This is a genomic window from Arthrobacter sp. B1805 (assembly GCF_002929745.1).
GTDB lineage: Bacteria > Actinomycetota > Actinomycetes > Actinomycetales > Micrococcaceae > Arthrobacter_D.
This window is the reverse complement of record NZ_PJIQ01000002.1, coordinates 112044-132129: the sequence shown is the minus strand read 5'-3', so window position 1 is coordinate 132129 and position 20086 is coordinate 112044. Positions and strand designations below refer to the sequence as shown.

21 protein-coding genes and 1 tRNA gene are annotated in these 20086 nt (G+C 66.9%); 11 read left to right on the top strand and 11 right to left on the bottom strand.

The features are described 5' to 3' along the window. Positions 1 to 51: 51 nt before the first annotated feature. Entirely contained in the window at positions 52 to 1179 is a 1128-nt protein-coding gene (locus CXQ96_RS03260) for an alpha/beta hydrolase (RefSeq protein ID WP_258058798.1), read from the bottom strand. Between the two features lie 343 nt (positions 1180 to 1522). On the opposite strand from CXQ96_RS03260, the gene CXQ96_RS03255 reads away from it, so the two are divergent. After that, positions 1523 to 1888 carry a hypothetical protein gene (locus tag CXQ96_RS03255; protein WP_104116598.1) on the top strand — a complete coding sequence of 122 codons (366 nt, stop codon included), beginning with the start codon at positions 1523 to 1525 and terminating at the stop codon, positions 1886 to 1888. 17 nt (positions 1889 to 1905) lie between these two features. Here CXQ96_RS03255 and CXQ96_RS03250 read toward each other — a convergent pair whose 3' ends face one another. From CXQ96_RS03250 to CXQ96_RS03240, 3 genes are all read right to left on the bottom strand, one after another. Further along, the gene (locus CXQ96_RS03250) at positions 1906 to 4290 is read right to left on the bottom strand and encodes a phosphoketolase (RefSeq protein WP_104116597.1); all 2385 of its coding nucleotides are present in this window, start codon (positions 4288 to 4290) and stop codon (positions 1906 to 1908) included. Positions 4291 to 4339: 49 nt separating this feature from the next. Continuing rightward, entirely contained in the window at positions 4340 to 6952 is a 2613-nt protein-coding gene (locus tag CXQ96_RS03245; protein ID WP_104116596.1) for an ATP-dependent DNA ligase, read from the bottom strand. Positions 6953 to 7034: 82 nt separating this feature from the next. After that, positions 7035 to 7529: an SRPBCC domain-containing protein gene (locus CXQ96_RS03240; RefSeq protein WP_104116595.1), complete on the bottom strand. Its 495-nt coding sequence runs from the start codon at positions 7527 to 7529 to the stop codon at positions 7035 to 7037. 69 nt (positions 7530 to 7598) lie between these two features. Here CXQ96_RS03240 and CXQ96_RS03235 point away from each other — a divergent pair, with 69 nt between their 5' ends. Both CXQ96_RS03235 and CXQ96_RS03230 read left to right on the top strand, forming a co-directional pair. Next, positions 7599 to 8438: a Ku protein gene (locus tag CXQ96_RS03235; RefSeq protein WP_104116594.1), complete on the top strand. Its 840-nt coding sequence runs from the start codon at positions 7599 to 7601 to the stop codon at positions 8436 to 8438. Beyond that, positions 8438 to 8692, top strand: a complete 255-nt coding sequence (locus CXQ96_RS03230) for a hypothetical protein (RefSeq protein WP_104116593.1) — start codon at positions 8438 to 8440, stop codon at positions 8690 to 8692. The genes CXQ96_RS03235 and CXQ96_RS03230 overlap by 1 nt, the downstream gene beginning before the upstream one ends. 7 nt (positions 8693 to 8699) lie before the next feature. Here CXQ96_RS03230 and nhaA read toward each other — a convergent pair whose 3' ends face one another. The 5 genes from nhaA to CXQ96_RS03205 form a co-directional block, all read right to left on the bottom strand. Next, the gene (gene nhaA / locus CXQ96_RS03225; RefSeq protein WP_104116592.1) at positions 8700 to 10115 is read right to left on the bottom strand and encodes a Na+/H+ antiporter NhaA; all 1416 of its coding nucleotides are present in this window, start codon (positions 10113 to 10115) and stop codon (positions 8700 to 8702) included. Positions 10116 to 10219: 104 nt separating this feature from the next. Next, positions 10220 to 10918, bottom strand: coding sequence for a TrkA family potassium uptake protein (locus tag CXQ96_RS03220; protein ID WP_258058796.1), 699 nt, complete (start codon positions 10916 to 10918; stop codon positions 10220 to 10222). Continuing rightward, positions 10911 to 12332 carry a TrkH family potassium uptake protein gene (locus CXQ96_RS03215; protein ID WP_104116591.1) on the bottom strand — a complete coding sequence of 474 codons (1422 nt, stop codon included), beginning with the start codon at positions 12330 to 12332 and terminating at the stop codon, positions 10911 to 10913. Before CXQ96_RS03215 ends, CXQ96_RS03220 begins: the two co-directional genes overlap by 8 nt. A 176-nt stretch (positions 12333 to 12508) precedes the next feature. Beyond that, positions 12509 to 13177 carry a haloacid dehalogenase type II gene (locus CXQ96_RS03210; RefSeq protein ID WP_104116590.1) on the bottom strand — a complete coding sequence of 223 codons (669 nt, stop codon included), beginning with the start codon at positions 13175 to 13177 and terminating at the stop codon, positions 12509 to 12511. Beyond that, positions 13177 to 13428, bottom strand: coding sequence for a DUF2630 family protein (locus tag CXQ96_RS03205; RefSeq protein ID WP_104116589.1), 252 nt, complete (start codon positions 13426 to 13428; stop codon positions 13177 to 13179). Before CXQ96_RS03205 ends, CXQ96_RS03210 begins: the two co-directional genes overlap by 1 nt. Before the next feature lie 176 nt (positions 13429 to 13604). Between CXQ96_RS03205 and CXQ96_RS03200 the strand changes: the two genes are divergently transcribed. From CXQ96_RS03200 to pstS, 5 genes are all read left to right on the top strand, one after another. Then, positions 13605 to 13678, top strand: a tRNA-Val gene (locus CXQ96_RS03200). Between the two features lie 198 nt (positions 13679 to 13876). After that, on the top strand, positions 13877 to 14335 hold the full coding sequence (locus CXQ96_RS03195) for an Hsp20/alpha crystallin family protein (RefSeq protein WP_104116779.1): 459 nt from the start codon (positions 13877 to 13879) through the stop codon (positions 14333 to 14335). A 120-nt stretch (positions 14336 to 14455) separates the two neighbouring features. Continuing rightward, a complete protein-coding gene (locus CXQ96_RS03190; RefSeq protein ID WP_104116588.1) occupies positions 14456 to 15253 on the top strand; it encodes an SDR family oxidoreductase in 798 nt (265 codons plus the stop codon). A gap of 100 nt (positions 15254 to 15353) precedes the next feature. Beyond that, positions 15354 to 15575: a hypothetical protein gene (locus CXQ96_RS03185; protein WP_104116587.1), complete on the top strand. Its 222-nt coding sequence runs from the start codon at positions 15354 to 15356 to the stop codon at positions 15573 to 15575. A 79-nt stretch (positions 15576 to 15654) separates the two neighbouring features. After that, positions 15655 to 16764, top strand: a complete 1110-nt coding sequence (gene pstS / locus CXQ96_RS03180) for a phosphate ABC transporter substrate-binding protein PstS (RefSeq protein WP_104116586.1) — start codon at positions 15655 to 15657, stop codon at positions 16762 to 16764. A 63-nt stretch (positions 16765 to 16827) separates the two neighbouring features. Here the strand turns inward: pstS and CXQ96_RS03175 are convergent, their stop codons facing one another. Then, positions 16828 to 17367, bottom strand: a complete 540-nt coding sequence (locus CXQ96_RS03175) for an SRPBCC family protein (protein WP_308662467.1) — start codon at positions 17365 to 17367, stop codon at positions 16828 to 16830. Between the two features lie 214 nt (positions 17368 to 17581). Between CXQ96_RS03175 and CXQ96_RS03170 the strand changes: the two genes are divergently transcribed. Together CXQ96_RS03170 and CXQ96_RS03165 are read left to right on the top strand one after the other, a co-directional pair. Continuing rightward, a complete protein-coding gene (locus CXQ96_RS03170; protein WP_104116584.1) occupies positions 17582 to 18076 on the top strand; it encodes a Dps family protein in 495 nt (164 codons plus the stop codon). After that, positions 18048 to 18635, top strand: coding sequence for a GAF and ANTAR domain-containing protein (locus tag CXQ96_RS03165; RefSeq protein ID WP_258058839.1), 588 nt, complete (start codon positions 18048 to 18050; stop codon positions 18633 to 18635). The genes CXQ96_RS03170 and CXQ96_RS03165 overlap by 29 nt, the downstream gene beginning before the upstream one ends. Before the next feature lie 39 nt (positions 18636 to 18674). Here CXQ96_RS03165 and CXQ96_RS03160 read toward each other — a convergent pair whose 3' ends face one another. Next, on the bottom strand, positions 18675 to 19394 hold the full coding sequence (locus CXQ96_RS03160) for a FadR/GntR family transcriptional regulator (protein WP_219816075.1): 720 nt from the start codon (positions 19392 to 19394) through the stop codon (positions 18675 to 18677). A gap of 150 nt (positions 19395 to 19544) precedes the next feature. Between CXQ96_RS03160 and CXQ96_RS03155 the strand changes: the two genes are divergently transcribed. Then, the gene (locus CXQ96_RS03155; RefSeq protein WP_104116582.1) at positions 19545 to 20063 is read left to right on the top strand and encodes a gluconokinase; all 519 of its coding nucleotides are present in this window, start codon (positions 19545 to 19547) and stop codon (positions 20061 to 20063) included. Positions 20064 to 20086: the final 23 nt, after the last annotated feature.

Genomic DNA, 20086 nt, shown 5'->3' with positions numbered 1-20086 from the left:
TGCTGCGCATCGCAGGGTTGCTTCACCAGGTGGCGCGCCGGCCTGTCCCGTTCAGGGCCTGTCGGCGACGTGCGTGGACAGGAAGTCGAGGGTCCTGTCCCTGGCCTCGCGTGCCTCGGCATGATCCAGATGGAACTGGTACTCGTGGGGGAGCTCGGGTTCGTGGTTGGCGGGCCAGAAGAGTTCGGTGACCGGGACGCCGGCACCTTTCAGGCGGTTGCTGTACGGGACGGATTGGATCCACGTGAGTCCGTCACCGTTCCCGCCGCTGATGAACGTCGGCGGGAGGTCGCCGGTGACGAAGTCGATGGTGGACATGGTGCTACCGGCGTACGTCGAGGACCAGTCGCGGGTGCCCGTGTAGGCCCAGAGTGCGGTCTTGAACCCCCACGCGGGGATGCCGCTGAGGTCCGCCATCGCGCGGAGATCGTAGACACCGCAATGCAGGATGGTGGCAGCCAGTTCCTCCTTCCGGAGGGCGGGTTCTATCCCCATGAGGTTGGCGTAGTCGGGGTTCACTGTCAGGGTTGCCATCTGGCTCGCGAGCTGGGCGCCGGCGGAGTCGCCGGCCAGGACGATGCGGCTGGTGTCGACGTGCAACTCATCGGCGTGTGCCTTGATGTAGGCCAGCGCGTCGTTGATGTCCCGCACTGCCGTGGGGTACGTGGCCTCCGGGGCGATCGGATAGCCCACCCCGATCGTCGTGTAACCCTCCGCGGCGAGAATCCGGAGGTACGGGTCCACGTCGCTCTGCGCGCCGGAGATCCACGCGCCGCCATGGATCCACACCACGGTCGGGAGCGGTCCCGTTGTTCCTTCCGGGCTGAAGGCATCGAAGACGGCACCGGGCTTATAGGACACGCCGGTTCGCGTCCGGAGCGGCGTGTCGGGGACGTACGGGGTCATCTCTTCGACGAGGGCCTTGCCGCCCCGCTCGAAGACACTCCGGATCACCAGGGCGGACGGCCACGGCGTAGCGGACACCACGATGACAATGATCATCGCCAGAACGATGACCAGACCGATCTTCCGTCGTCGGGAGAACCGCCTCGTGGGACGCATCGGTCTCGCACCGGATCGCAGCACCTGCTCCGCCCCGGGTGACGCGCCGTCGGGCGGCATCACCCTCGCACCGGTTTCCGCCGATTCCCGTGACTGCCCTGATTCCCGTGATTGCATAGCAAGCTCTCCCCCATTTGTTTCTCCGAGCAATGCTAGGACCTTTGCGTTCGGCGGAGAACAGGTGGGCAACTCTGCTCACCTCCAGACCGACCCGCGCCTGCCGGTGAGCGACACGTCGTGCCGGCGCCCAACAGCGCATGGCCCGTTCCACGGGTGCTGCAATTTTGCAAGACCGGACAACAAAATGCGGAGGCGGGCTTTGTCCGGGAATCGGCCCCATGGGAACGTTGACGGAGTCTCAGGATGAAGTGGCGGAAAAGGGGAACATGCAGACAACAGACGACGGCCACGTCATGGCGCGATGTGCAGGGCGGAACCGCACGGCGACGAAGGAGCGATCGTGCTGAGCGCACACCTCCAGCAGTGGAGTGTCGTCCAGGCCGTGAGGGAGTCGGGCCTGGGCCTCGACGACATCCTCACCGCCTACATCGACCTGTCCGGCTGCGCCGCCCACCTCGACGTGCAGGAATACCTCGACGGCCTGAGGATGCTGCCGGTGAGGGAACGCGACCTGCTGACCCAGGCGGTCAACGAACTGCTGGACTGTGCCGACTCCGCCGTCGCAGGCGCACACTACAGCGACGACGACGCGGCGCCCTTCGCGGCGTACGTCGACCATCTCCCGCAGCTCACACTTCCCGAGGGATATGACGACGGCATCTCGACCGTCGGGGACAATCACATCAGCAACGACGAGTTCCTCTGACGGCTACCCCCGCCCGACTACGTCGCGTCGTCCGGTGAGGACTCGTCCAGTGTCCAGCCGGTGATGGATTCCAGGTCCTTGCCGGCGTCGCGCGTGTACTGCCACGCTCGTTGACGCTGGTCCTGCAGGTCCTGTCGGAAGCGGGCCTCGGACGCACCCAGTGCCGGCACGCGGTCGATGACGTCCATCGCCAGCTGGAACCTGTCGATCTGGTTGAGCATCGCCATGTCGAAGGGCGTCGTCGTGGTGCCCTCCTCCTTGTAGCCACGGACATGCAGGTTCTCGTGGTTGGTGCGCCGATAGGTCAACCGATGAATGAGCCACGGGTAGCCGTGGTAGGCGAAGACCACGGGCTTCGAGGTGGTGAACAGGGTGTCGAAGTCCCGCGCTGACAGCCCGTGCGGGTGCTCGGAGCTGTCCTGCAGCCGCATGAGGTCCACGACATTGACCACGCGGATCTTCAGTCCCGGCACGCCCGCCTTGAGCAGGCCCGCTGCGGCCACTGTCTCGAGCGTCGGCACGTCGCCCGCACAGGCGAGGACGACGTCGGGCTCCACGCCCCCTTCCTCAGAGCCTGCGAAGCCGAGGATGCCGATGCCGCGCTTGACGTGCAGGTGCGCTTCGTCCGGGCCGAACCACGTAGGGGTCGGCTGCTTGCCCGTCACGATCACGTTGACGGTGTCGCGAGTCTGCATGCAGTGCTCGGTCACGGCGAGCATCGTGTTGGCATCCGGGGGCAGGTAGACCCGGATGATGTCCGCCTTCTTGTTGACCACATGGTCGATGAACCCCGGGTCCTGATGGGAGAAGCCGTTGTGGTCCTGCTGCCAGACGTGGCTCGACAGCATGTAGTTGAAGGAAGCGATGGGCCGGCGCCAGGACAGCGTACGGTGCACCTTGAGCCACTTCGCGAACTGGTTGAACATCGAGTCGACGATGTGCACGAACGCCTCGTAGCAGTTGAAGACACCGTGCCGGCCGGTGAGCAGGTAGCCCTCGAGCCACCCCTGGCAGAGGTGCTCGCTGAGCACCTCCATCACGCGGCCGGAGCGCGCGAGGTGCTCGTCGACGTCCTCAATGCGCGGCTGCCAGACCTTGTCCGTCACCTCGTAGACAGCGGACAGGCGGTTCGACGCCGTCTCGTCCGGCCCGAACAGCCTGAAGTTGTGCGGGTTGCTCTGCATGATGTCCCGCAGGTACCCCCCGACGGTCGTCATCGGGCTCACCTTCTCCGTTCCCGGGCGCGTCACCTCGACGGCGTGATCCGCGTAGCGGGGCAATACGAGGTCGCGGAGGAGCCAGCCACCGTTCGCGTAGGGGGTCGCACTCATCCGCAGGTCGCCGGGAGGCGCCAGCTCAGAGATCTCCGGCCTGAGTTCCCCCGCCTCCGTGAACAGCGTCGCCGGGTCGTAGGACCGCATCCACTCCTCGAGCTGGTGCAGGTGCTCCTCGTTGTCGTGGATCCCGGAGAGCGGCACCTGGTGGGCGCGCCAGGTCCCTTCGACGGGCTTGCCGTCCACCTCGGCCGGGCCGGTCCAGCCCTTCGGTGAGCGCAGAACGATCATCGGCCACCGGGCGGCGGCAGCGTCCGCACCCGCCGGAGAGGTGCGCGCCTGGTCCTGGATCGCGAGGATGTCATCGATGCAGGCGTCCAGGACAGCCGCGAAGTCGCGGTGGGCGTCCTGCGTGGCCGACGGATCCGAGACCGTCACGAAGTGCGGGTCGTAGCCGTAGCCGTACATCAGTTGCCGCAACTGTTCCTCCGGCATGCGGGCCAGCACCGTCGGGTTGGCGATCTTGTACCCGTTGAGGTGCAGGATCGGGAGCACGGCGCCGTCGACGGCGGGGTCGACGAAACTGTTCGAGTGCCAGCTCGTGGCGAGTGGCCCTGTCTCGGCTTCGCCGTCACCCACGACCGCTGCGGCGATCAGCGTCGGGTTGTCGAAGACGGCGCCGTAGGCGTGGGCGAGGGTGTAGCCGAGCTCCCCGCCCTCGTGGATGGATCCGGGTGTCTCGGGAGCGGCGTGGGACGGGATCCCGCCGGGGTAGCTGAACTGCCTGAACAGGGCATTGAGCCCAGCGCCATCCTTGCCGATGGTGCTGTAGACCTCGGAGTACGTCCCCTCGAGCCAGGCGTTGGCCACGTTGGCCGGGCCGCCGTGGCCGGGGCCGGTGACGAACAGCATCTCCTGCTTCCGCTCGGAGATGACCCGGTTGAGGTGCGCATAGACGAAATTGAGCCCGGGGGTGGTTCCCCAGTGGCCGAGCAGGCGTGCCTTGACGTCCTCACTCGCGAGCGGACGCGTCAGCAACGCGTTGTCACGCAGGTAGATCTGCCCCACAGAGATGTAGTTCGCCGCCCGCCACCACGCGTCCATGCCTGCGATATCAAGACCGGTCATGTATGCCTCCTTGGTTATACGTTATGGTGGTTCCGCCTCGGCGGCGGGGTCAGAGCTCGACGACGACGTCCGACGGCGTCTTGTCGGGGCGCCAGCCCCGCCACACCGGGTGGCGGAGCCGCCCGCTTCCCGTGTGCTCGCTGTACTGGACTTCCCCCACCAGCGCGGGCCGGACCCAGTGCGCGTCCGACGCGTCGGCGCTCGGCACGTCGTCGAGCGGGGCCGTCTTGCGTGCCAGCTTCCGGAGGCGGGCGCCCACCTCGGCGAGATCCCGTTCCGTCAGTCCGGATCCCACGCGGCCCACGTATCGCAGATCGACGCCGTCGGGCACTGCTACGAGCAGCGATCCGACCTTCGCGGTACGGCTGCCCTTGCCGGGGCGCCACCCGACTACCACCACTTCCTGGGTGTGGACGTGCTTGATCTTCACCCAGGACGACGACCGCGCGCCGGGCTGGTAGTCACTCGAGAGGCGCTTGGCCATGATGCCTTCGAGGCCGAGTTGCCGGCTGGCCTCGACGGCCTCCTCCAGCGTCGCATCGAGCGCCGGTGGAACTTGGATGTGACCGTCCTCCGCCTCGTCGACCGCTTTCTCGAGCAGTTCGCGGCGCTGGCAGTACTCCAGTCCGGTGAGATCGTTGCCATCGAGCTCCAGCAGGTCGAACAGCATGAGACTGACCGGCGTCGTCCTGCGGGCCGCCGCTATCTCCGCTGTGTGCGTGAGCTTCATGCGCGTCTGCAGCAGACTGAAGTCCGGACGCCCCTTCCCGTTCAGCGCGACGATCTCGCCGTCCAGCACCGCACTGTCCGCGCTGAGATACTCCCCGAGATCACCGATCTCCGGGTAGGTCACCGTGGTGTCGATGCCGTTCCGGCTCGCGAGGGTGACCCGTCCGTCCCTGACGGTCGCGATACATCGCACGCCGTCCCACTTCATCTCATACGCCCACTCGTCCGGGTCGGCGATTCCGTTCTCGGAGCCGAGTGTGGCCAGCATCGGGCGGATGACGCCGGCCCCGGAAGCCCGGACGCCCGCGGACGAACGCGCGGCCTCGGCGTGCCGGGACGGGCTGTCCGAGGTGCGTGCGCTCCCGGCATCCCTGGCCACCGGGCCGGCGGTCTCCGGGGCCGACCTCGAGCCGGTACCCGAGCCTTCCTCCTGGCCGCCGCCCCCCTCCTCGTCCCCGGTGGGACTTGCCTGGGAGCCCTGCTGCGCCTCGGCGGGCTGGTCCTTCATGAGGTGGATGAGCCAGTTGCTCTTGCCGTTCGCTCCCCCGCCGGTGTTGATCAGGGCATAACGGCGGATAGCGGTGCCACCCCGGGCCAGACCGCCGTCCGGTTTGCCGTGGAGGGTGCAGATGACTTCCTTGCCGTCCCGCCACTTCTCCACTTCGTACGTTCCGGCATCCCAGATGGAGACGTCGCCCCCACCGTATTCCCCTTTGGGAATGGTTCCTTCGAAGGAGCCGTAGTCGAGTGGGTGGTCCTCCGTCTGCACTGCCAGGTGGTTCTTGCTCGGCGTCAGGGGCGGACCTTTCGGAATGGCCCATGACACGAGCACGCCGTCGCGCTCCAGGCGAAAATCGTAGTGGAGCCGTCGGGCGTGGTGTTCCTGGATGACGAAGCTGTTGCCCCCCGGCGGCCCCACCGTGTCAGGGACCGGTTCGGGTGTCTTCGTGGCATCCCGCATCGCCCGGTACGTGGACAACCTGTCCGACGGCGCAGCGTTTCCACCGGCGTCGTCGTCCCCACCGGCGTCAACGGACGCCGTTGCCGGGGCGAGCACGTCACCCAGGGACTCCACCCGCTGCATCACCTCGTGGTAGTCGAGGTGGCCCAGGTCCTCATCATCGAGTTCCTCCCACGTGCGCGGCGCGGCGACGGTCGGCTGGAACCGTCCGCGCAGCGAGTAGGGACTGACCGTCGTCTTGTTGGCGTTGTTCTGGCTCCAGTCCACGAGCACCCTGCCCGATCGCAGCGCCTTCTTCATGTCGCTGACGGCCAGGTCCGGGTGGTCCGCCTCGAGGGCGCGGGCCAGTTCGTGCGCGACGGCGGAGACCTGCTCGGATGTCTGCCCTCCGTCGAGGGCGCAGTAGAGGTGGATGCCCTTCGATCCGCTGGTGACAGGGTAGGGCTCGAGTCCCATGTCCTGCAGGATCGGCCGCGCAAGCCGTGCCACCTCTGCGCACTCCGCAATCCCTGCTCCGTCCCCCGGGTCAAGGTCCAGCACGAGGCGGTCGGGATTGCCCTTCGCACCGTCGGCCCCGAATCGCCACTGCGGCACGTGGATCTCGATCGCCGCGATCTGGCCCAGCCAGGTCAGCGTCGCGAGGTCGTTGACCATGGGGTAGACGTTGACGTGGTCCTTGTGCTGAATGGCGTTGCGCGGCACCCAGGAGGGCGCGTTGTCGTCGATGTTCTTCTGGAAGAACACCTGGCCCGGCTCGTCCGGTGTGCCCACACCGTGCACCCAGCGCTTCCGCGTGACGGGACGATGGCCCGCGTGCCGGATCAGGTGGGGAGCCACTGCTGCGTAGTAGGCCAGGACATCGGCCTTGGTCGTTCCCGTCGCCGGGTACAGCACCTTGTCCAGATTGGACAGCCGGAGCGTGCGCCCGTCCACGGTGACGGTCTGTTGCCGGGCGGAGCTCGGAGGGGCCATTCACCCAGTCTTGACCGGATACGCGCGCGATGCCAGTGGCAATCAGCCGCCGGTGACGGGTGCAGAGGCGGCGCCGCGTGTCCTAGTCGGCGAACTGCGCGCGGTAGCGATCGACGTAGATGTCCCAGAGTGCCGGATCCTGGCCGAGGTTCCGCTTGTTGAGGAAGTCGTCCAGGCCGGCGATAGTGAGGTGCCAGCCAGCGGCCATCGTCGGCGAGTGCCGGGGGCTGCCCGGCGTCAGGTGGAGCACGAGTTGCGTACCGTTGTCGCCCGTCCGCGCGAGCTCCCAGCGCAAGCTGTCCGTCTCCCAGGTATAAGCGAGGAGGCGTGGGCGCTCCGCCTCGAGGACCACCCCGCGCAGTGGCTTCTGGTCCGCGTACCGGAAGAGGATCTCCTCGTCCTTCCGCGGTTCGAACTCCATCTCGCAGGGGAACCAGTACTTCAGCTTGTCCGCCTCGGTCAGGTGCTTCCACAGGACGGTCGGCGGGAACGCGAACTGGAACTCCAGGCGCAGCACGGTGGCGCCGTCGTCGCTGGTTGTCTTGCTGACGATGGGCTCTACGGTCTCGGAAGTCACCCCTCAAGTCTAGGGGTGGACCGAGGGCATCCTCTGGCCCACTAAGCCTGCTTGGTGTTGACTTGACCCATGAGAGCCATCTGGAAGGGTGCGGTTGCATTCGGGCTGGTCAATGTGCCGGTCAAGGTCTACAGCGCCACGGAGGACCACGACATCTCCCTGCACCAGGTGCACGACAAGGACGGCGGCCGCATCCGCTACCAGCGGCGCTGCGAGATCTGCAGCGAGATCGTGGACTTCAAGCACATCGACAAGGCCTACGACGACGGCGAGCACACCGTCGTCCTCACGGACGAGGATCTCGCCTCCCTTCCGGTCGAGAAGAGCCGGGAGATCGAGGTGGTGGAGTTCGTCCCGAGCGAGCAGATCGATCCGATCATGTACGACCGCGCCTACTACCTCGAGCCCGACAGCACCTCCACGAAGGCCTACGTCCTGCTTCGGCGGACCCTCGAGGACACGGAGCGCACCGCGATCGTGCAGTTCTCACTCCGCCAGAAGAGCCGCCTGGCCGCGCTGCGGGTCCGCGGGGACGTCCTCATGCTGCAGACGCTGCTCTGGGATGACGAGGTCCGGGAGGCGTCCTTCCCCGCCCTCGAGGAGAAGGTGCGCATCTCCGCGAAGGAGAAGCAGATGTCCGCCGCCCTCGTCGATTCCTTCTCCACGGATTTCGATCCGGAGAACTTCACCGACGAGTACCAGGTCCAGCTGCGCACCCTGATCGACGCGAAGATCGAGAAGGGCGACACGCTCGACACCGAGGAGACCTTCGGTACCGACGCTAGCGAGGACGACGGCGACAACGTGCTGGACCTCATGGAGGCCCTGCGCCGGAGCGTCGAGAAGAACCGTGAGAAGAAGGCCGAGACCAAGAAGACCTCCGGCACCTCCAAGAAGAAGGGCGCGTGATGGGATTCTTCACCGACAGCCTGGGGCGCCAGACGATCGCCCAGAAGCCGAACACACCGATCCTCGGTTGGGCACTGCTCGGCGCCGCGTCCTTCATGGCGCTCGAGGAGGAGAACCGCGAGCGCCTGCGCCGGGCCAGTGCTGCCTGTCTCGCCCTCTGGGCGGCGCTCGAGGTGGTCTCGGGCCGAAGCGGGTTCCGCCGCAGCGCCGGCGCCCTGACGCTGTCCTGGCTCGCTCGCCGCATCCAGGACTGATGCGCCCTTAGCGCCCTTCGAAAACGTCCGGCACGCCGTCGTCGTCGGCGTCGATCTGCTCCTGCGCCTCGATCTCGCGGTAGCGCTTGTTGCGCCGCCGCAGCAGGATTGCCGCGGCAAGCGCTGCAATGAGCGAGCCCGCGAGGATCGCGACCTTCGCGTGGTCGTCCTCCGGTGTTCCCTGCCCGAAGCCGAGTTCGCTGATCAGCAGCGACACCGTGAACCCGACACCCGCCAGAAGAGCCACGCCGATGATGTCCACCCAGGCGAGGTCCGGGTCGAGGCTGGCCTTCGTGGTCTTCGTGACGGCGAAGGTCGCGATCAGGATGCCGACCGGCTTGCCGATCACCAGTGCCACCATGATGCCGATGGCGATGGGATCGGTGATCGCACTGACGAGTCCCTCGATGCCGCCGATCGCGACCCCTGCACTGAAGAACGCGAACACCGGCACCGCGAACCCGGCCGAGACGGGGCGGATGCGGTGCTCGAGGGTGTCGGCGAGGCCGTCGGGGGCGACGTCGTGCGCCTGCGTGGGCCCGTCGTCGTCCTGCACGGTCATGGGGTGCACCACGACGTCCCCAGCCGCGGCCTTCCTGCCCTTCGGCAGCACCGGGATGGCGAATCCGAGGAGCACACCGGCCACCGTGGCGTGCACCCCCGACTCGTGCACGAGTGCCCACACCACGAAGCCGATGGGCAGGAGGATGAGCCAGGGCGCCCAGACGTTGCGCTGGAAGAAGGTGGGGAAGCGCTGCGCAAGGAAGGCGAAGAGCGCGAGCGGGATGATCGCGAACAGCAGCGGGGGCGCCTGGATGTCCTCGGAGTAGAAGAAGGCGATGATGCTGATAGCGAGGAGGTCGTCGACGACGGCCAGCGTGAGCAGGAATATCCGCAGCGCGCTCGGCAGGGACGAACCGACGACGGCGAGGACCGCGACGGCGAAGGCGATGTCGGTTGCGGTCGGGATGGCCCAGCCGCGCAGCGCCTCCGGTCCCGCGGTCGCAGTGATGGCGACGTAGACCAGCGCGGGAACGACGACACCGCCGACGGCGGCAGCGACGGGCACGACGGCGCGGTCGAACTTCCGGAGATCACCGGCAACGAACTCGCGCTTCAGTTCCAGCCCTGCAAGGAAGAAGAAGATGGCGAGCAGACCGTCCGCGGCCCAGGCACCGACGCTGAGTTCGAGGTGCCACGGTTCGTAGCCGAACCGGAAGTCCCGCACCAGGAAGTACGCGTCGGCGGCCGGCGAGTTCGCGAGGATCAGGGCCAGGATCGTGGCCAGGAGGAGGAGCGCGCCGCCCACCGTCTCCTTGCGCAGGATCGTCGAGATCCGCAGGTGCTCCGGGTAGCTGCTGCGTGTGAAGACGTGGCTGCCGGGCGGTGCGGAGGGTTGAGGGGAGGCTGGCTGTGTGTTCATCGGGGGTCCTTCGATCGGGCACGCTCAGGGGAGCGCCGACCAGACTTCCCGGCTCACCAGAGCTTCAAGCCTAGCCTGAATCGACGGTCGCTGTCTCCGCGGTCCTACACCAGCGAGCTGAACAGTTCGGCCTTGCGCGTCGGCCCTGCGACGATGATCTCGTCGTCGTCGTACAGCGTGGTCTCGGCCGTCGTGTAGTCCCATCCGCCGCCCTTCCGTTTGACCGCGACCACGGTGACGCCGTACCTGGCCCGCAGTCCGGTGGTGCCGAGCTCCCGGTCCCAGTACTCGCGTGGCGGGCGGGTCTTGACCATCGCGAAGTTGTCCTCGAACTCAACGTAGTCGAGCATCGTCCCGCGGACCAGGTGTGCCACGCGCTTGCCCATGTCGTGCTCAGGCCGGATCACGCGTTCCACGCCGAGCTGGGAGAGGATCTGCGCGTGCGGCTCGCTGATGGCCTTCGCCCAGATGGTGGGGCGGTCGAAACGCAGGAGGGTCGACGTCGTCAGGATGCTCGCCTCCAGGTCGCTGCCGATACCCACGACGACGCGGTCGAACTCGGGCAGTGACAGTTGGTGCAGCGCCGCCTCCCTGGTGGTGTCCGCCCGGACCACGTGCGTCAACCGCCCGTTGTAGGACTGGACGATGTCCTCGTCGTTGTCGATCCCGAGGACCTCCGTCCCCGCGTTCTCGAGTTCGAGCGCGAGTGCGCCGCCGAAGCGGCCGAGACCGATCACTGCCACAGAATCGGCGGCTGCGATCGCCTCGGTCGGCGTGGAGGAGAAGATGCGTTGCCTAGCCAATGAGGGGCCTTTCCTTCGGGTACTCGTAGTAGAGGGGTTTCGAGCGGAGTGCGAGAGCAGAGGCGAGGGTCACCGGGCCGAGCCGCCCCGCGAACATCACGAGGATGAGGACGACCTGGCCCGCGGGTGGGATGCCTGCCGTGATACCGGTGGAGAGCCCGACCGTGGAGAAGGCGGAGATCACCTCGAAGAGGATGCGGTCCAGCCCGAAATCCGTGGTGAGCATGAGGAACATCGTTGCGGCGATCACGAGTCCGACGGCGAGCAGGACGATGGAGATGGCCTGCCGGTGCACGGAGCGGGGCAGACGCTTGCCGAAGACGTTGACCGCCGTACCGCCGCTGATCTCCGTGTGAAGGATGAAGAACAGCACGCCGAACGTCGTGATCTTCAGGCCGCCGGCCGTACCGGCGGGACCGGCGCCGATGAACATGAGCACGTCCATGGCCAGGAGCGTGACCGGATCGAGGTGCGCGAAATCCACGCTGTTGAAGCCCGCCGTGCGTGTCATGGTGGACTGGAAGAACCCTGCGAGGATGCGCTCCTCCGCATGCAGGGCACCGAGGGTCGCAGGATTGGACCACTCGACGGCGGTGATGAAGAGCGCTCCGACGACCAGGAGGATGACGGTGCCGCCGAGCACCAGCCTGGTGTTCGTGTGCCACTTCCGCGGATACCGGAAGTTCCGCCGCAACTCGAAGAGGACCGGGAACCCGAGCCCTCCGATGATCACCGCGGCGCAGATCGGGAGACAGATCCATGGATCGCCCACGAAGCCGATCAGGTTGTCGCTGAAGAGCGCGAAGCCCGCATTGTTGAAGGACGAGATCGAGTGGAAGATCCCGAGCCATACCGCTTCCCCGAGCCCGTAGCCGTAACCGAGGAGGAAGCGCGCGGCGAGCAGCACCGCAGTCACCGACTCCACGAGCAGCGTGATCCGCAGGACGCCGAGGACCACGTTGCGCACGTCGCCGAAACCCACGCTCTTCGTTTCGGCTGCAGCCGATATACGCGATCGCAGACCCATGCGGCGGGCCAGGAGCACACCGAGGAGCGAGGCGAAGGACATGATTCCGAACCCGCCCACCTGGATCAGGGCGAGGATGATGACGTGCCCGCTGCCGGTCCAGTACACGGGGGTGTCGACGACGATCAACCCGGTCACGCAGACAGCCGAGGTCGCGGTGAACAGAGCCTCGAGGAATGTGGCACTGCCCGGACCCACCCTCGACGTCGGGAGCATCAACAGGCCTGTGCCGACGAGGATTGCCGCCGCAAACCCGATCACGATCACCTGGGCGGGGTGACGTGGACTGAGGTGTTTCGCCCACGCACCGGTGGTCCGGAGGAACCTGCGCGCGCCGGCGACGACGGATGGTACCGATTTCCGGAGGGTATCCCTGCTCGAGCTCACGGGAATGCTTCGACCTCCGGGTGATGAAGTGACCGGTGCGGCGGTCGCACCAATCGATCATTCAATCCGATGCCCGGTGGCCGGAGCGGCGTCTTTACGCTTTCTTGATGCAGGCCCTACTGGCGCGCGCCCTCCGGGTCAGCAGGTTCCCGGGTACCCGGCTACGCAGAACGCTGTCAGCCGCCCAGCACGCGGGTCAGGTCACCGATCGAGGAGACTTCATGATCCGGACGCGTCATGGTGGCCGGGTAGGGCGTCCCCTCCCGGTTGAGCCAGACGGTGCGGAGACCCGCACGCGCTGCACCGTCGACGTCCCAGGGGTGCACGGCGACCAGCACGACGTCGTCCGCTGCCCTCTTCAGTGTTTCCAGAGCGTGGGAGTAGGACTCCGGGGCAGGTTTCCAGCGCGGCGCGTCCTCGACGGACAGGACGGCGTCGACGGCGTCCCTGATGCCGCCGCGGTCGAGCAGCGCTTCTGCCGTGGACGCCGCACCGTTGGTGAGCACCGCGACGGCGAACCCTCCGGCACGCAGTGCCCGGATACCGTCGGCGACGTCCGGGTGCACCGGGAGGTCCTGCAGCGACGCCATCACGTGCGCTACGGCGTCATCAACGCCCCGGTTCAGGACCTGATCCGCGAGGACCACCCGCAGGGCTCCCGCTGCGACGTCATGGAAGGCTACGTTCTGTCCGACGGCGGTCAGCGCGAATCCGTCCCGGAGCACGGAGGCGAACCACAGGGCTGCCAACGGGGCCGGCGCTCCGATCTCCTCGAAATGCTGGGACATGCGTCCCGTGTCCGAGAGAGTGCCGTTGACGTCGAACAGCACTAGGGGCAGTGCCATTACTGGCGGTACCCCTCCACCTGGCTGATCGGACGGGCATCGGCATCAGCGGGATTCTCGCCGGCGTCGGCCTTCGCCCTGCGCTGGCGGAGCAGGTCCCAGCACTGGTCGAGGTCCTCCTCAACGCGCTTCAGCCGGGCAGCGTGATCCTGGTGGGCCTCGCCGGCGCCGGCGTCCTGGGGCTGGTCGCGGAGCTCGTGCTCCTCCTGCACGAGTGCCTGGATGCGCTGCAGAATGTCCTGGTTGTCCATGGTGCGGTCCCTTCGTCATGGCGTGCCGCGGCATGCGGAACGCCCGCCCGGCTTCCCGTTCAGGCTACTGAGGACGGGGGGCAAAGACCAGCGCCCGCAGGACGGGGGACGCATGCGCCGGTACGCGCGGAATTTGGAGCGGAGCCCGGATGGCCTAAGCTGTTGGAGAACCAATTGCCTGTGTAGCTCAGTCTGGTAGAGCATCCGCTTCACACGCGGAAGGCCCGGGGATCGAGGCCCCGCGCAGGCACGAGGATCATCTGGAAGGCCCGTATCGATACGTCGGTACGGGCCTTTCTGCGTGCCGGGGCGTTCGTTCTGAGCGAACAAAAACACTTAGCACTCGGAGGGTGCGAGTGCTAATATTTTCGTAGTTGAGCGAAGGGCGCTCAACCCAGGAACCGCCCACCTGCCGGTGGCACAGACGAAGGAGTTGTTTCCAGTGGCCATGAAGTTTGATCCGTTCCGCGAGCTGGACCGCGTTGCCGGCGCTCTTTTGGAAAGCCGTCCCGGTCTCCGTCTCATGCCGATGGACCTGTACCGCGAGAAGGACCACTACGTCCTCTCCGCGGACCTTCCGGGCATCGATCCCGGCTCGGTCGACATCGACGTCGACGGCCAGCTCCTGACCATCCGCGCCGAGCGCACACTGCGCGGCGCCGAGGGCGTCAAGTGGCTGACGCGCGAGCGCGAGAGCGGCTCGTTCCTCCGCCAGCTCAACCTCGGCCAGGGCGTCGACACCGAGGGCATCTCCGCCCGCTACGAGAACGGCGTCCTCAGCGTGACGATCCCCGTGAGTGAGCGCGCGAAGCCCCGCAAGATCGAGATCATCAGCGGTGAGTCCTCGGCTCCGGTTGAGTCCACGGCGGTCGGTTCCCCCGAGCGCCAGGAAGCGGTCGAGGCATAATCCTCACCCTAACTGCAGTACCCCCGGGCGTGTGTCCGGGGGTACTGCAGTTAAGGGGGCAGGAGTTGAAAAGCCAGAATCTGCTTGCGGGCTGATGCTGCGGATGCAAAGGATGGAGTCATGGACTTCACACCGAGCGCAGCAATAGTCACCGGCTCCGACTCCGGCATCGGCCGGGCCACAGCCCTGGCCCTCGCAGGTCTGGGCTGTGACGTCGGCATCACCTGGCACTCGGACGAGGAGGGCGCGGAGGAGACCGCACGGCTGGTCCGCGAGAAGGGCGTGCGGGCCGCCGTCGCCCAGCTGGACACGACGGATGCTCCGGCGTGCGGCGACGTCGTGGACCAGCTGGCCCAGGAACTCGGCGGGCTCGACGTCTTCGTCAACAACGCAGGAGTCAACGGTGGAACCATGTTCATGGAGACGGACTGGAACACGTGGCGGGGCACCGTGGGGGCGAACCTCGACGGCGCCTTCGTGTGCATTCAGCGCGCTGCACGCCACATGATCGACGGCGACAAGGGCGGTCGCATCATCGCGGTCACCAGCGTCCATCAGGAGCAGCCACGTGTCGGATCCGCAGCCTATGACGCCTCCAAGCACGGCCTCGGCGGCCTCATCCGCACCATCGCGCTCGAACTGGCCGACCGCGGCATCACCGCCAACGCCGTGCTGCCCGGCGAGATCAACACTCCCATGAACAACTCCGCGGAACAGGACCCACACACCATGGACCGCCCGGGCATTCCGCTGGGCCGCCCCGGCGCGCCGGAGGAGATCGCCGACGTCGTCGCCTTCCTCGCATCGGGTGCCTCCAGCTATGTCAACGGCGCGTCGTTCGTGGTGGACGGAGGCATGCTCCTCATGGGACCGCAGGCGGGCTCGCACCTCACGAGCGGAGACTGGCGCACCCTCTGACCGGGATGTGTGAGCGCCGCCACAACTTTCAGCGCTCGTTCATAAGGCGTTCAGGGAGCACCGCTAGCGTGGTGAGTCCGATCCTCCCGAAAGGCGCACCATGGACGCTTCCCCTCCTCCTTCCCTCGAATCCGATGCTCAGGACTGGTCGGGCATCCGGCGCGGAGAGCACATCACCCTGCAGCATCCGGCAGGCTCGCAGCTCAGCGGTGTACTGGACATGAGGACGGACGACGCCTCGGTGGTCTGGATCCAGCTGCACGACGGCGGTGGGCGGCGCCTCGTACACCGGGCCGACGGCTATCGTCTGCGCCGCGGCTGAGCAGACGTCGCTCGCGGACCGCTCGTTCACCTGAAGTACACCTTGGGTTCATCTTTTAGCCACCTGTAACGTTGCTGGGGTGAGAACCCGAGCCACTGTGTACCTGCCCCTCGCCGTCCTCCTCGGACTGACCGGCTGCGGATCCGACTATCCGTTGGGACCGGAGCAGGAAGCCGCCGCACAACGTGGGGACACATCCCTCCAGGGTGCGGTGACCGCTGCCGGATCCTCTGCCCAGGGGCCGGCGATGGATGCGTGGCGCTCAGGATTCGCGAGTCTCTACCCTCGCGCCCAGGTGCAGTACTCGCCCGACGGATCGGGTGCGGGGCGTGGCGCCCTGCTTGCAGGAGCGGTCGGATTCGCCGGGTCGGACGCGTATCTCAGCGACGAGGAGCTCGCCGAATCGACGGAGGCCTGCGGGCCGGGTGGCGCCTTCAACATCCCGGCCTATGTCTCGCCCATCAGCGTGGCGTTCAACCTGCCCGGCATCTCGGAACTGAGGCTGGACGCCGCGACGGTGGCCCGCATCTTCCGCGGCGAGATCACCTCGTGGGACGATCCCGCCATCGCCGACCAGAACGACGTCGATCTCCCCTCCCTGCCGATCTCGGCGGTCAGCCGGTCCGACGACTCCGGTACAACCGAGAACTTCACCGACTACCTGCACGCCGTGGTCCCCGACGTCTGGACCGAGGAGCCCGACGGCACCTGGCCCTCGGAACTCGAGAACGAGAATGCCAAGGGCAATGCAGGAGTCGTCAGCACCGTGGCAGGCACGGTCGGTGCCGTGACCTATGCCGACGACTCCGCCGTGGGGGACCCCCTGGGCCGTGTGGCATTGAAGGTCGGCGGGGCCTACGTGCCGGTGAGTTCCGAGGCCGCTGCGGCCGCCGTCGACCTGGCCGGCCGCGTTTCCGGCCGCGAGGACTACGACATCGCGCTCGACCTCGACCGGACCACCAGCGAGCCCGGGGTGTACCCGCTGGTCCTGGTGTCCTACCACGTGTACTGCGCGCGGTACGAGAACGAGGCTTCCGCCGCCGTCGTCCGGGCGTTCGGTAGCTACGCGGTGAGTGCGGAGGGACAGGCGGCGGCGGCGGAAGCCGCGAAGAGCTCGCCCATCTCGGAGGAGCTGTCCCGCCAGGCGACGGATGCGATCGCCTCCATCGAGGTCGGCGACATCTCCTAGGACAGCCGGGACGGGTAGGGCGGACCCCCCCCCGCAAGGGATCCGCCCTACCCGGGAGAAGCGTCAGACGACGCGGGGACCACCTGAATCGGGATCATTGGTCGACGCGTCCGGGACCGTGCTGTTCGCCGGTGTCGCATCGGGGCTGCCACCGGTCGGCGGAGCCTCGACATTCCCGCGCCAGGCGCCGGTCTCGCCGCCGCTCTTCTCGATGAATTCCTTGAACCTCTTGAGGTCGCCCTTCACCTGGGCTGCATCGGCGTTCACTGCGGCGCCGAGCTTCTCGGTGAAGGTCTCGGGGTGCCAGTCGATCTGGACCATCAGCCGCGTCGTGTTCTCGTCGAGGCGATGGAAGGTCACGACCCCGGCGTGCGATTCACCGTCGGTGCTCTTCCAGGCCACACGCTCGTCCGGGTGCTGCTCCGTGACCTCGGCGTCGAACTCGCGCTTGACGCCGCCGATGCTCGTGACCCAGTGGGTGTGGGTCTCCGAGGTCTGCGTGATCGAGTCGACGCCACCCATGAACTGGGGAAAACTTTCGAACTGCGTCCACTGGTTGTAGGCCGTGCTGACCGGTACTGCTACGTCGATAGATTCCTGCACTGAAGCCAAAAGGGTTCCTCCTTCGTAGAGACTCCGGCGCCGGCCATAGCCCTTTCGAGGGGATCCGACAGGCTGAACCGTAAGTACCCTTAGCGTAGGCAGGTCGGGTGGATTTGGCCAACGCGCAGGTCTAGGGTGAGGAGAGCCCACCCGGTGGAGATCGGTGCGTCCGTGCCCTGCCGGAGGAGCACTCGTCTCGAGCACCGGAGGATCAATGAAGGCTTCACCCACCCTCACAGACAACATGCAGGCCGTTCTGGTCGACCTCATCGAACTGCACCTGCAAGGCAAGCAGGCCCACTGGAACGTGGTCGGCAAGAACTTCCGCGACCTCCACCTGCAGCTGGACGAGATCATCGACGACGCCCGCCTGTTCGCGGACGAGATGGCCGAGCGCATGCGCGCACTTCATGCCGTTCCGGACGGCCGTAGCGTTGCAGTAGCCGAAGGCACCAGGATCGCCCCCTTCCCGGCCGGGCTCGTCTCCACCAAGGACACGGTCGGCCTCGTGGTCCGCATGCTGAACGCCACCGTGAAGACCATGCGCGACGTGCACGACCAGATCGACGAGGAAGACCCCACCACCGCGGACCTGTTGCACGGCTTCATCGCGAAGCTCGAGCAGTACGCCTGGATGGTCGACGCCGAGAACATGGAGCCGACCGCCGACGTCGTCACTCCTGTCGGCACGGACCACGCCACGGTCTGACGCCGGGACCCGGGCCGACGCGGGAAGGGAGGCGCTCGACGAACTCCAGTACCTCTTCGCCGATGGTCCGTGCCTCACCGCCTGCAAGACGCAGGAAACAGTGCACGTTGCTGATGTGGCAACGGATGAACGCTGGGAAGGCTACCTGTCGCGCGTCGCCGAGCACGGGGTCCGCTCGATCCTGGCCGTCCCGATCTCGCTCGAGGCCGGCGCCCGCGCGGCCCTGAATGTGTACTCCACGGAACAAGGGGGCTTCCATCCCGACGCCATCACCACCGCGGAGACCTTCGTGGCCCAGACATCGAAGGCGCTCATGCTCTCGGTCCGACTCGCGCAACGCAGCGAGTCTGCCGCCAGCCTCAAGACGGCGATGGAGTCCCGGACCGCGATCGACATCGCGATCGGGATCATCATGGCCCAGAACCGTTGCACCCAGATGGAAGCTTTCTCCATCCTGAAGTCGGTTTCCAGCGGCCGGAACGAGAAATTGCGTGACATCGCGGCATCGGTGGTGGCATCCATCGGGCAAGCGGAACCGGAGACCCATTTCGACCCCTGACGCGGGAGCCGCTGGCGCTGCTGACCACGCGAGCGCCCGTCAGTCGATGGCGCTGCTGACCTCGGCGAGGAGTGACGCCATGCAGGCCTCGGCCGCAGCGGAATCGCCGGCCGCGATCGCGGAGGCCACCTGCTCGTGTGTCCGGAGCGCGTGTTCCTTCGGATTGTGGGGCATGAGCCCCTGGTGCGTCCGGCCTGAGAGCACCTCGGCGATCACCCCCCGCAGGGCGCCGAACATCTCATTGCCGCTGGCCTCCAGGACGAGGGTGTGGAATTCGATGTCGACGCCCAGGAACTCGACGAGTTCGCCACTCTCGCCCAGGCGCCGGAGGTCCTGACCGAGCTCGACGAAGCGCGTGCGCTGCGCAGGTGAGGCCTGCTGCGCGGCAAGGGCTGCGGCGACCGGCTCGACGGCACGGCGCAGGTGCGTGAGGGAGCGGAACTGGGCTGCCCGGCCGGGACCGTTGAGCCGCCACCGGATGATCCGGGCATCGTAGACGTTCCAGCGCCCGGGCCCCTGCACCACGAGCCCGATCCGGCGTTTGGGGACGATGAGGTTCATCGACTCCAGCACCCGCATACAGTCCCGCACCACGGTCCGCGAGACGCCGAACTGCTGCTGCAGGCCCTCGATCGTCAGCCGCGTTCCCTCGGGCACGACGCCGTCCACGATGTCCTGGCCCAGCGAGTCGATGATCCGCGTGTGGAAGACCTCTGCGGTTGCCGCCGGCATCCCCGTCGGAGCTGACTGCGCCGTCATCGTCCTCCTCGCTCTGCCCCGGGGCCGTTCGACCCGGTCACACAACCATAGATCGATACGGAGGCCGAGCAAAGGTACTACCTTTGCCGTGCGAATGGTGTTACCTTTACTCGAGATCGTGAGCAGTCACACATCGACAAGGGAGTCAGCATGGATGCACAACCTCGCCACGTGGTCGTCATGGGGATTTCCGGGTCCGGCAAGACCACCATTGCCACCCGGCTCGCGGAAGCGCTCGGCTGGGTGTTCGCCGAGGCGGATGACTTCCACCCCGCGGCGAACATCGCGAAAATGACCTCCGGGACACCGCTCACCGATGAGGACCGCTGGCCGTGGCTGGAGTCCATGCGGGACTGGATGACAACCCAGGCGTACTCGGATCGCAGCACCGTCGTCACCTGCTCGGCCCTCAAGCGCTCCTACCGCGACGTGCTGACGCAAGCCGAGGGACGGGTTCGATTCGTCCACCTTGTCGGCGATACCGATCTCATCCTGGAGCGCATGAAGACCCGCAGTGGCCACTTCATGCCGCAATCACTGCTGCCATCGCAGATCAGCACGCTGGAACCACTCGAGCCCGACGAGCAGGGCGTGAAGATCGACAACGCCGGCACGCCGGACGAGGTCACCGACCTGGTCATCGATCAGCTCGACCTGCGCAGCAACTAGCCCCCCACCAAACCCTTTCAACG

Excerpts from the sequence above, each read along its gene's own strand:
- CXQ96_RS03260 (WP_258058798.1), bottom strand. The coding sequence starts at position 1,179 with ATGCAATCACGGGAATCAGGGCAGTCACGGGAATCGGCGGAAACCGGT.
- CXQ96_RS03250 (WP_104116597.1), bottom strand. The coding sequence starts at position 4,290 with ATGACCGGTCTTGATATCGCAGGCATGGACGCGTGGTGGCGGGCGGCG.
- CXQ96_RS03245 (WP_104116596.1), bottom strand. The coding sequence starts at position 6,952 with ATGGCCCCTCCGAGCTCCGCCCGGCAACAGACCGTCACCGTGGACGGG.
- CXQ96_RS03235 (WP_104116594.1), top strand. The coding sequence starts at position 7,599 with ATGAGAGCCATCTGGAAGGGTGCGGTTGCATTCGGGCTGGTCAATGTG.
- CXQ96_RS03230 (WP_104116593.1), top strand. The coding sequence starts at position 8,438 with ATGGGATTCTTCACCGACAGCCTGGGGCGCCAGACGATCGCCCAGAAG.
- nhaA (WP_104116592.1), bottom strand. The coding sequence starts at position 10,115 with ATGAACACACAGCCAGCCTCCCCTCAACCCTCCGCACCGCCCGGCAGC.
- CXQ96_RS03210 (WP_104116590.1), bottom strand. The coding sequence starts at position 13,177 with ATGGCACTGCCCCTAGTGCTGTTCGACGTCAACGGCACTCTCTCGGAC.
- CXQ96_RS03205 (WP_104116589.1), bottom strand. The coding sequence starts at position 13,428 with ATGGACAACCAGGACATTCTGCAGCGCATCCAGGCACTCGTGCAGGAG.
- CXQ96_RS03195 (WP_104116779.1), top strand. The coding sequence starts at position 13,877 with ATGAAGTTTGATCCGTTCCGCGAGCTGGACCGCGTTGCCGGCGCTCTT.
- CXQ96_RS03190 (WP_104116588.1), top strand. The coding sequence starts at position 14,456 with ATGGACTTCACACCGAGCGCAGCAATAGTCACCGGCTCCGACTCCGGC.
- CXQ96_RS03185 (WP_104116587.1), top strand. The coding sequence starts at position 15,354 with ATGGACGCTTCCCCTCCTCCTTCCCTCGAATCCGATGCTCAGGACTGG.
- CXQ96_RS03170 (WP_104116584.1), top strand. The coding sequence starts at position 17,582 with ATGAAGGCTTCACCCACCCTCACAGACAACATGCAGGCCGTTCTGGTC.
- CXQ96_RS03160 (WP_219816075.1), bottom strand. The coding sequence starts at position 19,394 with ATGACGGCGCAGTCAGCTCCGACGGGGATGCCGGCGGCAACCGCAGAG.
- CXQ96_RS03155 (WP_104116582.1), top strand. The coding sequence starts at position 19,545 with ATGGATGCACAACCTCGCCACGTGGTCGTCATGGGGATTTCCGGGTCC.